Origin of the sequence: Pelagovum pacificum (assembly GCF_016134045.1) — a bacterium.
Taxonomy (GTDB): domain Bacteria; phylum Pseudomonadota; class Alphaproteobacteria; order Rhodobacterales; family Rhodobacteraceae; genus Oceanicola; species Oceanicola pacificus_A.
In genome coordinates, this window is record NZ_CP065915.1 from 690,858 (window position 1) to 705,232 (window position 14,375).

The window sequence follows — 14,375 nt, forward strand, 5'->3', positions numbered from 1 at the left end:
CGACGCCCCGATTACGAGTGCCTCTGCAGCGCGCGCCGCTCCGCGTTCAGCTTCCGGGAGTAGCCCGACTGCAGCACTTCGACGGCCACGAGGACGACCACGGAGAAATAGAAGGTGCTCTTCGACATCGGCACGATCTCGTATCCGAACAGCTTCAGGGCCAGCGCTTCGGCCTCTTCGGGGCTGGTGCCGATCGCCTCCGCCCCGTGCACCGCAGCCTGTCCGGCCTCGCCCAGCAGGACGACGCCGACGATCAGCAGGATGAACAGGCCGAGCACTTCGTACATCCGGTTTTTCTGCAGGAACCGGGTCACCCCGTCCGCCAGAAGGATCATCGCGAGGCCCGACAGCAGGATCGCGGCCGCCAGCACCGGGAAGACGTGAGTGATGGCGATCGCCGACAGCACCGAGTCGAACGAGAAGATCAGGTTCATCATGACGATCAGAGCGACAACGGAGACGGCGGACTTGCCGCTCTTGGCTTCGACGTCGTGGCCGGGGTCTTCGATCGACAGCATGTGGCCGATTTCCTTGACCGCCGTGTACATGATGAAGGCACCGCCGATCAGGTAGACGATGGTGGCGAAGTTCACACCGCCGGTCAGAATGCCCTCCCAGGCGAAGGTGTAGAAGGGCGCTTCCAGCAGTTCGAGCAGTCGCACCATGGCAAACAACAGCACGATGCGCAGGGTAACCGCGATGATGATCCCCCAGAAGCGGACTGCCCGCTGGTGGGCCACCGGGGCGCGCTGGCTCTCGATCGAGATGTAGAGCAGGTTGTCGAAGCCGAGTACCGCCTGCAGGAAGCAGAGCATCAGCAGGTTGGTCGCATTCTCGACGGTCAGAAGTTCGGCCATCCCGCCCCCTTGGTCCGTTTTTGCAGGCTCAGGATGCACACGGGCGCAGCCATCGCAAGTCTCAACCCCCTGACCCCCTGTCAGGTTTCCCGGCGCCGTGCCGGCGGCCGTTTGCGCTGCGGCTTCGGCGGATTGTCGAGGCCGAGCTGGTCGCGCACCACCCGCTGGCGGAGCTCCTCGACCTTGCCGGTCTCGAGATTGCCGAGCTGGAAGGGGCCGTAGGACACCCGGATCAGCCGGTTCACCTTCGCGCCGATCGACTCCATCGCGCGGCGGATCTCGCGGTTCTTGCCCTCGCGCAGCGCCACCGTCAGCCAGGCGTTCGAGCCTTGCTGACGGTCGAAGGTCACATCCATCGGCTGGTAGCGGACGCCCTCGACCTCGATGCCCCGGCGCAGCCGGTCGAGCGCGGCCTCATCGGGCTGTCCGTGGGTGCGGACCCGATAGCGGCGCAGCCAGCCGGTTGACGGCAGCTCCAGGCGGCGCTTGATCTCGCCGTCGTTGGTGAGCAGCAGCAGCCCTTCGGAATTCAGGTCGAGCCGGCCGACCGACATAACGCGCGGCATGTCCTCGGGCAGGGCGCCGAAGACCGTCGGGCGGCCCTTCTCGTCCCGCTCGGTGGTCACGAGTCCGACGGGCTTGTTGTAGAGCCAGAGCCGCGGCGGCTCGGGCGCCTTCACCGGCTTGCCGTCGACGAGGATGCGGTCCTTGTCGGTGACGTTCAGCGCCGGGCTGTCGAGCTTGCGTCCGTTGACGGACACCCGTCCGGCTTCGATCATGCGCTCGACTTCGCGCCGCGAGGCGACGCCGCGCCGTGCGAGCACTTTCGCGATGCGTTCCGCTGTCTGGTTCTCGTCCGTCATGCCTCGCCTTATCGCCGCTTGCGCCCGGGGCGCAATGTCCGACAGTAACGGGAATGGTCTTTCGCTCCTACATGGGACTTGCGCTGGAAGAAGCGCGCGCCGCCGGCGAGCGTGGCGAAGTGCCGGTCGGCGCGGTCCTGATCGCGCCCGGTGGCAGGGTGCTGGCGCGCGCCGGCAACCGCACGCGCGAGCTGTCCGATCCGACGGCCCATGCCGAGATGCTCGCGATCCGCGAAGCCTGCGCCGCTACGGGCAGCGACAGGCTGCCGGGGTGCGATCTCTACGTGACGCTTGAGCCCTGTCCGATGTGTGCCGCGGCGATCGGCTTCGCCCGGATCGGCCGGCTTTATTACGGGGCGGCGGACGCGAAGTCCGGCGGTGTGGGGCAGGGGCCGCGCGTCTTCGCGCATTCCCAGAGCCACCACGTGCCGGACATCTACGACGGGATCGACGCGGAGGTCAGTGCTGCCCTTCTTCGGGATTTCTTCACCGCGAGGCGGTAGGTCTCTTTAGAATCCGATTTTTCGGCGAAAAATCGATATCGGATTTTCGCCGAAAATCCGGGTCACTCGACCGGATTGCGGTAGATCATGCGCCGGACCGACCCGGTCTTGGACCGCATCAGGATCGTTTCTGCCGTGACGTGGTTCGGCTCGCGCTTGATGCCCGGCAACAGCGAACCGTCGGTCACGCCGGTCGCCGCGAAGATCACGTCGCCGGTCACCATATCGTCGCGCGTATAGACCCGGTCGAGGTTGGTGATCCCCGCCGCCTTCGCACGCCCGCGCTCATCATCGTTGCGGAACGTCAACTTCCCGTAAATCTGACCCCCCATGCATTTCAGTGCCGCCGCTGCGAGCACGCCCTCCGGCGCCCCGCCGGAGCCCATGTACATGTCGATTCCCGTCAGCTCGGGCTGTGCGCAGTGCATCACGCCCGCGACGTCGCCGTCGGTGATCAGCCGGATCGCCGCGCCCGTGGTGCGCAGCTCGGCGATCATCTCCTCGTGGCGCGGCCGCTCCAGCACGCAGACGGTGATGTCGTCCGTCGAACAGCCCTTGGCGGCGGCCAGCGCCGAGACCCGCTCGGCCGGCGACATCGCCATGGTCACGAGGCCGGGCTTGAAGCCGGGGCCGATGGCGAGCTTCTCCATGTAGACGTCTGGCGCGTGCAGCAAGGTGCCGCGCGGGGCCATCGCGATGACGGTCAGCGCGTTCGGCATGTCCTTGGCGGTCAGCGTCGTCCCCTCCAGCGGGTCGAGCGCGATGTCCACGGCCGGACCCGTTCCGGCGCCGACCTCCTCACCGATGTAAAGCATCGGCGCCTCGTCCCGCTCCCCCTCGCCGATCACGACCGTGCCGGAAATGTCGAGCATGTTCAGCTGGTTGCGCATGGCGTTCACGGCGGCCTGGTCGGCGGCCTTCTCGTCGCCGCGCCCGATCAGGCCGGCGCAGGCGATCGCCGCGGCCTCGCTCACCCGGGCGAGCCCGAGAGAAAGCAGGCGGTCGTGAAATTCGGGGGCTTTGCTGGCCATGCGGCGGTCCTTTCCGTTGCGTCCGGGCTACTTAGGCCGCCGGACGTGACAGGAACAAGACTGGGTGCGCTAACAGCGCCGCAGTTCGGCTCAGACCTCCTCGATGCGCAGCACCACGGGATCGCCGGCGACGACGCCGGTGCGCAGCATCCCCGCGACGGCCTCGTCGAGGGCGGAGCGCGTGGTCCGGTGCGTCACGATCAGCACGGGCGCGGTCGTCTCGGCATGGTCGTACTGCCGCATCCGGTGGATCGAAATCCCGTTGTCGCCAAGGACGGTCGCCACCTTGGCGAGCGCCCCCGGTTTGTCGAGCAGTGCCATGCGGATGTAGTAGGGCGCGGGCACGGCGGAGCTTGCCGCACGCACCTGCCGCAGACCGGACGCGGCCTGCCCGAAGGTCGAGACCCGGATACCGCGCGCGATGTCGATCACGTCGGCCATCACAGCGCTCGCCGTCGGGCCTTCGCCCGCGCCGGCACCGCGCATCACGATCTGGCCCACCGAGTCGCCGTCGATCACCACCATGTTCGTGCCGCCCTCGAGCTGGCCGAGCGGCGATCCCGCCGGCACGAGACACGGCATCATCCGCTGTTCCAGCCCGCGTCCCGTCATCTGCGCCACGCCGAGCAGCTTGATCCGGTAGCCCATGTCGCGGGCCTGCACGATGTCCTCGAGCGTGATCGCCTGGATGCCTTCGAGCTGCACGGCGTCGAAGTCGACCCGCGTGCCGAAGGCGATGGACGACAGCAGCGCCAGCTTGTGGCCCGCATCGATTCCGCCGACGTCGAGCATCGGATCGGCCTCGAGGTAGCCAAGCTTGTCGGCCTCCTCGAACAGCGCGTTGTAGCCCTGCCGCGTCGCCTCCATCCGGGTGAGGATGTAGTTGCAGGTGCCGTTCATCACGCCCATCACGCGCTCGATCCGGTTGGCCGACAGGCCCTCGGTCAGCGCCTTGATGACGGGAATGCCCCCGGCGACCGCCGCTTCGAAGCGGATCACGACATTCGCCGCCTCGGCGGCCTCGGCGAGCGCCTGACCGTGGATGGCGAGCATCGCCTTGTTGGCGGTCACCACGTCCTTGCCTGCCTCGATGGCGGCTTCGGTCGCGGCCTTGGCGGGTCCGTCGGAACCGCCCATGACCTCGACGAACAGGTCGACATCGTCGCGGGTGGCGAGCGCGACCGGGTCGTCCTCCCAGGCCATGCCGTCGATCGAAACGCCCCGGTCCTTGTCGCGGGTCCGGGCGGAGACGGCGGTGACCTCGACCGGGCGGCCGGCGCGAGCGGCGATCAGGTCGGCCTGGTCGCGAACGATCTTCAGCACGCCGACCCCGACGGTCCCGAGACCCGCAATGCCTAGGCGAAGTGGGTCGGACATGGGGAAGGCTCCTGTTTCGGGTCAGATTTCGGCTGTCGGCACCGCCCTTAGCGGCAATATTCCCTCACCGCAACGCGGAGGTGTCGACACCGCGCGCCATGCGGTCGCGCGTCGCATCGTCGACCACCGGCGGGCGCAGCGCTGCGGCCCGCGCGCGCAGCGCCGCGGCGCGGCTGTCGACGGCGGTCGAGAGCGCCTCCCCGGTGGCGCCGCCCTGGCCGAGCGCACGGCCCTCCGCCACCACCGGGCCAAGCGGCACGAGGTCGGGATAGGGCAGGGCGGCGACCTCGTCGCTGACCCGCCCGTCGAGGGCCGGAATGCTCGCGCAACCGGCGAGCAGAAGGGAGAGGAGAACGAACCGCATGACGGCGCGACCATAGCCCGCCTGCGCGGCGCCGGGAAGCGGCAGCGCAGTCGCTGGCCAAGACCGTCGCCGCAGGCTATTGCCGCGTGCATGACGACAGATCGCGCAGAAGAACTCTTCCGGCTTCAGGCCTCGCCCCCACGGCGAGCCTTTGCGGTCGGCGTGCTCTACGTGCTCGGCGCGCTGCTGGCCTACCTGGCCTTCGCCGCCCCGGCGGCGGCGGGCTACCGGATCGCGCTCGTGCTCTGCGGCGCGGTCACCATGTGGGCGGGCGAGCGGATGCGGCAGGGCACGAAGGAAGCGGTCGTGCTCACGACGGACGGCCTGGTGGAGAGCACCGGCCGCGTCATCGCTCCACTGGATCGGATCGTGAAGGTCGATCGTGGCACCTTCGCCTTTCGGCCCTCGAACGGCTTCCTCGTCACGCTCGACAGCCCGATGGAACGGGCCTGGGTGCCCGGTCTCTGGTGGCGGGTCGGCCGGCGGATCGGCCTCGGCGGCGTGACATCGGGCGGTCAGTCGAAGGCGATGGCGGATCAGCTGGCGCTGATGGTCGCCGACCTCAGCACAGAGCGTCGTTGACGTCCCCGGTGTTGCCCGGATCGTAGCAGACCTGCGGCGCGTAGCGCGGGCGGGTCACGGTGAAGCCCTCGAACACGAAACCGCCGAGCCCGACGTTGAAGACCGGCTCATAGGGCAGCCACGATTCCACGACGATCAGCTTCTCGCCGTCGAGCATGTTCGGCATCTTGGCTGCGATCGGGGAGTCCTCTCCCAGTTCGGCATCCGTCATCGGATTGATGCCGCCGTCGCCCCGCGCAACGGACCAGACGATCTCGTGGTCCTTGCGGTCGTCGTCCCATTCCAGGACGGACACCCGCAGGCGCGTGGGAAGCTGGGCGAAGGTCATCAGGCGATGCACCCGGAGCAGCGAATCGAAATAGGTCGGCGGGACAAGCTCCGTCTCGCGGCTCATGATGTCGGCGATCGCATAGGTCGCCTTGGCGTTGATCGACTCCGCACGGAAAGCGTCGAAATAGACGAAGGTGCCGGCATAGCACCAGGTGAGGATCGGCAGGATCAGCACGGACTCCACCGCGATGGAGCCTCGCTCTTCCCGCAGCAGTCGGCGCAGTCCGTCCATCAGGAAACGCAGGATCACGTCCAAACCTCTTTCAGATCACCGTTCATGTCGGGCTTAGCCGACGAATACGGCGGCGTATGGGTGGGAACGGGGCATCCTCGGGCTCAGCCCGGTTCCATCACGAAGACGGAGGTGGAGACGAGCGCATAGTACTTCGACTCCTTGGTCAGCTGGATGCCGATGCCGAAGTTCGGAAAGATCGGATCGAACAGGGCACAGGCCCGCAGGACCATCAGCTCGTGACTGCCGCCGTTGACGAAGTTCCGGCTCGGCGCGGTCGGGTTGTTGCGGTCGACGCAGTCGGGCCGGCGGGGCAGGTCGGTCCAGTTGCGCGGGTCCAGCTCGACCATCTCGACCTTAAGCTCGGTCAGGCACTCGGGGATGATGCCGGCGCCGTTGCAGATCATCTTGCGCAGCGCCTCGTCGTCGACTTCCCGGCCGGTGCCGAGCCGCACGGCCCGCACCGCCATGTCGAGCCCGCGCTCCAGCATCATCTGCCGGGTCATCAGCAGCCCGGTCTCGAAGGCCGAGACGGTGAGCACCATGAACACCGGGAACACGATGCAGAACTCGATCGTCGCGTTGCCTGTCTTGTCCTTCCGGAACAGCCGCGTGAACCGGCGCAGTTTCGCGATCATTGGGTGAGCCTCAGAACGGTGAGCTGGCGGGCGATCGACCCGAAGGCATCGTTCAGGTTGTTCGGAGCAACCCGCATGAAGTGCGACGAGGAGGAGGCGCAGTCGGCCATGTAGGGCACATCCTCATCCTCGACGTCGAAGCCGATCGCGTAGATCTGGACGTCGTTGGCCTTCAGCGTGTTGCACATGTTGTGCAGGCGCGCGTTCTTCGTCCCAGGCTCGATATCGGCCCGTTCCCTCAGGTCATAGAACCAGGTATTGAGCTCGCGGTTGTCGTAGTTCTGCAGGTAGTGGTGGTAATAGGCGTTGTAGTACAGTGAGACCCTGTCGAAGAGCTCGTCGTAGGACAGGCGGCGCAGGTTCGGCTCGATGTTGGTCGGGGTGATTTCGCAGACCGTCCGCGTGACCCAACGCCAAAGATACCAATATCCTTCCTCGTGGCAGACCTCGGGCGCATAGGGCCATTCGTCGTTCTTGCGCCAGAAATTGCTCTGGCGGTTCACGCGCGCGTCGACCCAGAACCAATTATCCGACGAGCGTCGGCCGTCACCGTCCGCGTCGCGGTCGTCCTTTGCCTTGACCCAGTACTCGCCCCGGAGGTCGTCGTAATAGACCTCCGACCACCTCGGGAAGTCGTCGGGAAGGCGGAATTCGTCGGAATTGTGCCCGTCGGTCATCAGAACGATCACCTTGTCAGTCGAACTGTCGCCCCAAGGTGCGATCGGGTTGAACAGGAACGAGCCGAGGCTTGTGACGGTCAGGTTCCAGAAGTTGCCCATCGCGGGGTCGAGCGTCGCGGCGGCCCATTTCATCCCGATGTCGATGGAGGTGTTGCCGTCCGAGATGAGCCCCTCGATGTAATCGTTCAGCGCCTCACCGTCGTGCGCCATCGGCAGAAGCTGCTGGCTCTCGTTTGGGTTACAGGTGTGCACGGGCGGCTGGCCGTTGGCCGGCGCGACCTCCGGACCCCAATTGTAGAACGGGTCGAAATGGTCGGACTGCTTCAGTTGGTCGGCAGACAGGACCAAGGTGGGAGGCAGGATAGAGGGCGTAAGGAAATCTTCGTCATCGAAGTCGATGCAACTCGAATAGCTGTGTTCCCGGTTGAAGACGTCGATAAGCAGGTCAAGCAGCGTCGGCGGTACGGAGACCTGCGTCGCGTAGGGGATGACGCTGATCTTGACCCGGTCCGGATCGGTGGTGAGCAGGATCGTGTCGACGAATTCCTGCGCAGCGTCCTTGAGCTCTTCCAGCTTTGACCCGTCCATCGATTGCGACACGTCGAGCACGAGCGCGATCTCGAGGTTCGCGGTCGACTCGCCAGCCGCGCTCGACGCGGGGGCGGGGAGGTAGCGGATGCCGATGAAATCCATGAAGAACGAGGCGACGTTGACGTTGGCATCCACGCGCACGCTGCGCAGGCCGGCGGTGTCGGTCACGTCGACGTCGATCAGGAAATCGGACAGCCCGGCCTTGGCGACGTAATCGCGCACGACCGTCTCGGGATCCTGGTCCTGTTCGAACCCGGCAGCGGCCAGCACCGCACGATCGAGCGTGGACTGAAGCCGTGTGCGGGCAGTCTCCGTCCGCATCAGGTCGACGGCCATGCCGCCAGCGAGGATCAGCAGGACGAACACGAACAGACCGAACACGATCATGCTGCCGCGTTCGTCACGGTGAAACCGCTTGCGTGCCTGCGTCGCGCGGTCGGCAAGGCTCAAGGGTTGGCGGGTGTCACGCACTGTTTTCGTCATCTCTATGTCCCCTTTGCCGTCGGCAGCGGACCGGCGGGATTCGGCCCAGGCAGGGTGCTGCCGCAGCGCGGCAATCTGTTCACAGGAATGAGGTATCTTTGGGGCCGTTTACCAACGAAATGAGGCGGTTAATGGGGTAAACGGGAAACGAATCCGACGTTGCGTAAGGCATCGCGGATCTGTGGGCAACAATCTGCTGGTCCCCCTGTCGGGTCGCGGCGGTGCCTTTTTTGAGACACACAGACCTGTAACCCGAATCGTGCAAAGTTAGGGTTATCGGCCGGATGAGGCCGAATAATGACAAGAGGAGGGACGATCCATGGCCGACGCACACCCGAGGAACATGGAGCCGACATTCCGCGAGAGCGTGGACATCATGTTCAACCGCGCTGTGGCGCTGATGGACCTCTCGCCGGGGCTCGAGCAGAAGATCCGCGTCTGCAATGCGACCTACACGGTGCGCTTCGGCGTGCGGCTGCGTGGCACGATCCACACCTTCACCGGCTATCGCTCCGTCCATTCCGAACATATGGAGCCCGTGAAGGGCGGCATTCGCTACGCCATGTCCGTCAACCAGGACGAGGTGGAGGCGCTGGCGGCGCTGATGACCTACAAGTGCGCGCTGGTGGAAACGCCGTTCGGCGGCTCCAAGGGCGGTCTCTGCATCGACCCCCGCCAGTGGGAGGAGCATGAGCTCGAGCAGATTACCCGCCGTTTCGCCTATGAGCTGGCCAAGCGCGACCTGATCCACCCCGCCCAGAACGTCCCGGCCCCCGACATGGGCACCTCCGAACGCGAGATGGCCTGGATCGCCGACCAGTACCGGCGGATGAACACGACCGACATCAATGCCAACGCCTGCGTCACCGGCAAGCCGATCAACGCCGGCGGCATCGCCGGCCGGACGGAGGCGACGGGCCGGGGCGTGCAATACGCCCTGCGCGAATTCTTCCGCCACCCCGACGACATGAAGGCCGCCGGCATGACCGGCACGCTGTCGGGCAAGCGCGTGATCGTTCAGGGCCTCGGCAACGTCGGCTACCACGCCGCCAAGTTCCTTCAGGAAGAGGACGGCTGCATCATCACGGGCATCTTGGAACGTGACGGCGCGCTCTATTCCGAACATGGCCTCGACGTGGAGGCGGTGAAGCAGTGGATCGCCAATCACGGCGGCGTCTCGGGCTATCCGCAGGCGAACCACCATGCCGACGGTTCCGACGTGCTCGAGACGGCCTGCGACATCCTGATCCCCGCCGCGATGGAGGGCGTCATCAACAAGGAGAACGCTCCCCGCATCAAGGCGCCGCTCATCATCGAGGCGGCAAACGGCCCGATCACCGCCGGGGCGGACGAGATTCTGCGCGATATGGGCGTGGTCATTATCCCCGACATGTACGCCAATGCCGGCGGCGTCACGGTGTCCTATTTCGAGTGGGTTAAGAACCTCTCGCACATCCGCTTCGGCCGGATGCAGCGCCGCCAGGAAGAGTCCCGGCACGAACTGCTTGTGACCGAACTCGAACGGCTGTCCGCCGACCGGGGCCTCGGCTGGGAGCTGTCACCGAACTTCAAGGATCGCTATCTCAAGGGCGCGGGCGAGCTGGAGCTCGTGCGCTCTGGCCTCGACGACACCATGCGCACCGCCTACCAGGCGATGAGCGAGGTCTGGCGAGAGCGGGACGACGTGAAGGACCTGCGCACCGCCGCCTATCTCGTCTCAATCGGCCGCGTCGCAAGCAGCTACCGCGCCAAGGGGCTCTGAGGCGCGCTCCTGCCCCCGGACAACGCGCGTTGCGCCCGGCGACGGGCGCGACGCGGCGAGGGCCTTGGAAAACAGCGGATGCCCACCCCGCGACGTTAAGGGTTTATTAACGTTTTCAGACGGTTGTTTCGCGCGCGAAACATCTGCCGAATCTGGTTCCTTGATCCGGGACGATTGACAGGCTCGCACTCTTTCGAAAATCCTGCCCCGAACATCCGGGGGAGGAGACCCATGTTCCTGACCATCGTGCATTACCTGCACGTGCTGAGCGGTATCGTCTGGGCGGGCGGGTCCATCCTGTTCGGCCTCGTCGTGCTGCCGGCACTCGTCCGCTCCGGCGGTCCCGCTGCCGCGGCGACGTGGCCGTCGCTCAGCCGTCTCGCCGGTCCCGTCATGGGCAGCGCCGGCGGGCTCGTCATGCTGACAGGCATCGTACGGGCCGTCGCCGGCGGCCGCATCACCGGCTGGGGCGATCTGTGGAGCGGCTATGCCTTCTGGGTGCTGGTCGCCTTCCTGCTGATCGGCGCGGCAGAGGCAAGCGGGGGCCCGACACGCCGCAAGATCGGGGCGCTGACTGCGGACATGACGGCCTTCAACCGCGAAGCCCCGGCGGTCGTCCGTCGTGACGCGCTGATCCATCTGTTCGTGGTCCTCGCCGTCACCGGCATCATGGTCGGCTTCGGATTCGGCTGGATCTGACAGGGCCGGACCCGGTCGTCAGAGCCAGTCCGAACGCCCCGAGCCCTTCGCTTCCGCGATCGACGAAAACCCGTCACGCTCCAGCAGCATGTCGAGGCCGAGGGCGATCTCGTCGGGCAGCCGCACGCCGCGATAGACCATCGCGGTGTAAAGCTGCACAGCCGAGGCCCCGGCGCGGATCTTCTCGTAGGCCTGCCGCGCACTGCCGACGCCGCCGACCCCGATCAGGGGCAGGTCCGTCATGGTCGACAGCTTGGCGAGGAACCGGGTCGAGCGTTCGAACAGCGGCTGTCCGGACAGGCCGCCGGCCTCATCACGATACCGGCTGGTCAGTCCCTCGCGCGAGAGGGTGGTGTTGGTCGCGACGATCGCGGCGACACCCGAAGACCCGGCCACTTCGGCGATATCGGCCATCTCGTCCTCGTTGAGGTCCGGCGCGATCTTCAGAAAGACCGGCACGCCCGAGTCGTTGGCCTCCATCACCCGCTCGAGTAGTGCGGCCAGCGCCGCCTTGCCCTGCAGGTCGCGCAGCTTCTCGGTATTGGGGGAGCTGACGTTCACCGTGGCGAAATCGACATGCGGGCCGCACCGCTTCAGGACGGCGGCGAAATCGGCGGCCTTGTCCTCGCTGTCCTTGTTGGCGCCGAGGTTGATGCCCTGCCGCCCGGTGCCATTTGCCTCGAGCCGTCGGGCAATCGCTTCCATCCCGTCGTTGTTGAAACCGAACCGGTTGATCGCTGCCTTGTCCTCGGACAGGCGGAACAGACGCGGGCGCGGGTTGCCCGGTTGTGGCCGGGGCGTCGCCGCGCCGAACTCGAGGAAGCCGAACCCGCAATGGTAAAGTCCCGCGATCGCCGTGGCATTCTTGTCGAACCCGGCGGCAAGGCCGACGGGATTGGCGAACTGGAGGCCTGCGAACTCCGTCATCAGACGGGGCGACGTGGTCGGCCCGCCATGCGGTCCCATCCCCGCGGCCAGCGCCCGGAGAGCAAGCGCGTGCGCCCGTTCCGGGTCCATCCTTCGCATCAGAGCAAGGGCGGTCCGCTCGAGATATTGCTTCATGCCACGTGCTCCGGTTGTCAGGGCGGGCCTGTTCCTTCCGGAGCGGGCGCCGTGGGGATTGAACGTGGCCGTCGTACTGTTCGTTCCGGATGCTCTCGCGCCATTGATGCGATCCCGTCCGGCGGGATCGTCCGTCATTCCATGCGCTCCGGGAAGCGATGGCCCGACTCGGTCAGGGGCAGCGGCTCTGCCCAGCTCACGTCGTCGAGCCGGAGCGGCCGGTAGAGATGCGGGAACAGCGCGCCCCCGCGTGAGGGCTCCCATTTCAGGTTGTCGAGCCCGTCGGCTTCCACCGCGATCAGCCAGAGCCCGTCGACCCCGTCGAAGTGTTTCGCGGCCGTCTCGGCGGCCTGCTCGGCGGTCGAGAAGTGAATGTAGCCGTCGGTGAGATCGATCGGCGCGCCCTCGGTCGTGCCATCGGCCTTCAGGGCGTCCCACTCGGGGGTGCGGAATATCTTGTAGATCAGCATTGGCCCGGCATGACGGCTGGTCAGGGGCCGGTCAAGTAGGCACGTCATGGGCGTGTCACCCGGACGGACTATGCGTCACCTGTCACCGGCCTTTGACTCCCCGGCGGGAGCGCCCCAATGTGAAACGGTCCAACCTAGGGAGCCAAAAAAGATGATTGCCCGTATCCTGACGTCGACCTGCGCGCTGGCCCTGACGGCCGGCAGCGCCGCGGCCGATTTCAACCTCACCGTTCTGCACACCAACGATTTTCACGCCCGGTTCGAGCCGATCTCGGCCTTCGATTCCACCTGCGCCCCGGAAGACAACGAGGCCGGTGACTGCTTTGGCGGGACCGCCCGCCTGATCACCGCGATCGAGGATGCCCGCGCGCGGGCCGAGAACTCGATCCTCGTCGACGGCGGCGACCAGTTCCAGGGCACGCTGTTCTACACCTATTACAAGGGCGAGATGGCTGCCGAGTTCATGAACCAGCTCGGCTACGACGCGATGACCGTGGGCAACCACGAGTTCGACGACGGCCCCGAAGTGCTGCGCGGGTTCATGGACGCCGTCGACTTCCCGGTCCTGATGTCCAACGCCGACGTCTCGGGCGAGGACCTCCTCTCCGACGTGCTGATGAAATCCACCACCGTCGAGATCGGCGGCGAGACGATCGGCCTGATCGGTCTGACGCCGCAGGACACCGACGAGCTGGCGTCGCCCGGCCCGAACGTGATCTTCACCGATCCCTCCGACGCGGTTCAGGGCGAAGTCGACCGCCTGGCGGACGAGGGCGTGAACAAGATCATCGTGCTCAGCCACTCCGGCTACGGTGTCGACCAGACGGTCGCCGAGAACACGACGGGCGTCGACGTGATCGTCGGTGGCCACTCCAACACGCTGCTCGGCGACATGGAGGGCGCGGAAGGCCCGTACCCGACCGAGGTCAACGGCGTGCAGATCGTCTCCGCCTACGCCTACGGCAAGTTCCTGGGCGAGCTGAACGTCACCTTCGACGATGACGGCAACGTCATCGAGGCCTCCGGTGCGCCGCTCATCATGGATGCCGCGGTGGAAGAGGACCAGGCGGTGCTCGACCGGATCACCGAACTGGCCCAGCCGCTCGACGAGATCCGCAACGAGGTCGTGGCCGAAAGCTCCGACGTGATCGACGGCTCGCGTGAAACCTGTCGCGCCGGCGAATGCTCCATGGGCAACCTCGTCGCCGACGCCATGCTGGACCGCGTCGCCGACCAGGGCGTGCAGCTGGCGATCAACAACGGCGGCGGCCTGCGGTCCTCCATCGACGCCGGTGAAGTCACGATGGGTGAAGTGCTGACGGTCCTGCCGTTCCAGAACACGCTCTCCACCTTCGAAGTCGACGGCGCGACGATCGTCGAGGCGCTGGAGAACGGCGTGAGCCAGATCGAGGAAGGCGCCGGTCGCTTCCCGCAGGTCGCGGGCATGTCCTTCACGTTCGACGCGTCCGCCGAGCCCGGCTCGCGCGTGTCCGACGTGATGGTCGGCGGTGAGCCGATCGACCCCGAGGCGACCTACCTCGCCGTGTCGAACAACTATGTCCGTAACGGTGGTGACGGCTACTCCATGTTCGTGGACGCCGCCAACGCCTACGACTTCGGCCCCGACCTTGCCGACGTCACGGCCGAGTACCTCGCCGAGAACTCGCCCTACGAGCCCTACACCGACGGCCGGATCACCGCCGCCGGCGAGTAATCCCGTTCCAGGGTTGAGAGAGGGGCGCGTCCTGCGGGGCGTGCCCCTTATTTCTTGTGACAGGGGCGGGTGCGCATTGAACGCGCACCCTACGTGCCGGTCGGGGCGCGATGAATGCCCCTGACGTAGGGTGTGCC

The 14,375-nt window shown here is 66.4% G+C and carries 15 protein-coding genes; 5 read left to right on the forward strand and 10 right to left on the reverse strand.

The window, feature by feature from the left end; translation table 11 throughout:
* Positions 1-11: 11 nt before the first annotated feature.
* Together I8N54_RS03590 and I8N54_RS03595 are read right to left on the reverse strand one after the other, a co-directional pair.
* The gene (locus I8N54_RS03590) at positions 12-857 is read right to left on the reverse strand and encodes a TerC family protein (RefSeq protein ID WP_140193881.1); all 846 of its coding nucleotides are present in this window, start codon (positions 855-857) and stop codon (positions 12-14) included.
* An 80-nt stretch (positions 858-937) separates the two neighbouring features.
* A complete protein-coding gene (locus I8N54_RS03595) occupies positions 938-1,720 on the reverse strand; it encodes a pseudouridine synthase (RefSeq protein WP_140193880.1) in 783 nt (260 codons plus the stop codon).
* Positions 1,721-1,773: 53 nt separating this feature from the next.
* On the opposite strand from I8N54_RS03595, the gene I8N54_RS03600 reads away from it, so the two are divergent.
* Positions 1,774-2,223 (forward strand): nucleoside deaminase, encoded by a 450-nt coding sequence (locus tag I8N54_RS03600; protein WP_140193879.1) that lies wholly within the window; start codon positions 1,774-1,776, stop codon positions 2,221-2,223.
* 62 nt (positions 2,224-2,285) lie between these two features.
* On the opposite strand, the gene glpX is transcribed toward I8N54_RS03600, so the two are convergent.
* The 3 genes from glpX to I8N54_RS03615 form a co-directional block, all read right to left on the reverse strand.
* Complete coding sequence (glpX, locus tag I8N54_RS03605) at positions 2,286-3,254, reverse strand: class II fructose-bisphosphatase (protein WP_140193878.1); 969 nt, start codon at positions 3,252-3,254, stop codon at positions 2,286-2,288.
* A gap of 90 nt (positions 3,255-3,344) precedes the next feature.
* Positions 3,345-4,631: a homoserine dehydrogenase gene (locus I8N54_RS03610; protein ID WP_140193877.1), complete on the reverse strand. Its 1,287-nt coding sequence runs from the start codon at positions 4,629-4,631 to the stop codon at positions 3,345-3,347.
* A gap of 64 nt (positions 4,632-4,695) precedes the next feature.
* Positions 4,696-4,995, reverse strand: coding sequence for a hypothetical protein (locus I8N54_RS03615; RefSeq protein WP_197097512.1), 300 nt, complete (start codon positions 4,993-4,995; stop codon positions 4,696-4,698).
* Between the two features lie 90 nt (positions 4,996-5,085).
* Between I8N54_RS03615 and I8N54_RS03620 the strand changes: the two genes are divergently transcribed.
* The gene (locus I8N54_RS03620) at positions 5,086-5,577 is read left to right on the forward strand and encodes a hypothetical protein (RefSeq protein ID WP_140193876.1); all 492 of its coding nucleotides are present in this window, start codon (positions 5,086-5,088) and stop codon (positions 5,575-5,577) included.
* Here the strand turns inward: I8N54_RS03620 and I8N54_RS03625 are convergent.
* The 3 genes from I8N54_RS03625 to I8N54_RS03635 all read right to left on the reverse strand — a co-directional run bounded on the left by I8N54_RS03625 (position 5,558) and on the right by I8N54_RS03635 (position 8,531).
* The gene (locus I8N54_RS03625) at positions 5,558-6,157 is read right to left on the reverse strand and encodes a TadE/TadG family type IV pilus assembly protein (RefSeq protein WP_140193875.1); all 600 of its coding nucleotides are present in this window, start codon (positions 6,155-6,157) and stop codon (positions 5,558-5,560) included. The genes I8N54_RS03620 and I8N54_RS03625 overlap by 20 nt on opposite strands.
* Before the next feature lie 86 nt (positions 6,158-6,243).
* The gene (locus I8N54_RS03630; RefSeq protein ID WP_140193874.1) at positions 6,244-6,777 is read right to left on the reverse strand and encodes a TadE/TadG family type IV pilus assembly protein; all 534 of its coding nucleotides are present in this window, start codon (positions 6,775-6,777) and stop codon (positions 6,244-6,246) included.
* Positions 6,774-8,531, reverse strand: coding sequence for a TadE/TadG family protein (locus I8N54_RS03635; protein ID WP_140193873.1), 1,758 nt, complete (start codon positions 8,529-8,531; stop codon positions 6,774-6,776). The genes I8N54_RS03630 and I8N54_RS03635 overlap by 4 nt, the downstream gene beginning before the upstream one ends.
* A 319-nt stretch (positions 8,532-8,850) precedes the next feature.
* Here I8N54_RS03635 and I8N54_RS03640 point away from each other — a divergent pair, with 319 nt between their 5' ends.
* Complete coding sequence (locus I8N54_RS03640; RefSeq protein WP_140193872.1) at positions 8,851-10,293, forward strand: Glu/Leu/Phe/Val family dehydrogenase; 1,443 nt, start codon at positions 8,851-8,853, stop codon at positions 10,291-10,293.
* 231 nt (positions 10,294-10,524) lie between these two features.
* On the forward strand, positions 10,525-10,992 hold the full coding sequence (locus tag I8N54_RS03645; RefSeq protein ID WP_140193871.1) for a hypothetical protein: 468 nt from the start codon (positions 10,525-10,527) through the stop codon (positions 10,990-10,992).
* An 18-nt stretch (positions 10,993-11,010) separates the two neighbouring features.
* Here the strand turns inward: I8N54_RS03645 and I8N54_RS03650 are convergent, their stop codons facing one another.
* Positions 11,011-12,054, reverse strand: a complete 1,044-nt coding sequence (locus tag I8N54_RS03650) for a quinone-dependent dihydroorotate dehydrogenase (RefSeq protein WP_140193870.1) — start codon at positions 12,052-12,054, stop codon at positions 11,011-11,013.
* Positions 12,055-12,188: 134 nt separating this feature from the next.
* Positions 12,189-12,524: a DUF952 domain-containing protein gene (locus I8N54_RS03655; protein WP_140193869.1), complete on the reverse strand. Its 336-nt coding sequence runs from the start codon at positions 12,522-12,524 to the stop codon at positions 12,189-12,191.
* A gap of 151 nt (positions 12,525-12,675) precedes the next feature.
* Here I8N54_RS03655 and I8N54_RS03660 point away from each other — a divergent pair, with 151 nt between their 5' ends.
* A complete protein-coding gene (locus tag I8N54_RS03660) occupies positions 12,676-14,238 on the forward strand; it encodes a bifunctional metallophosphatase/5'-nucleotidase (protein WP_140193868.1) in 1,563 nt (520 codons plus the stop codon).
* Positions 14,239-14,375: the final 137 nt, after the last annotated feature.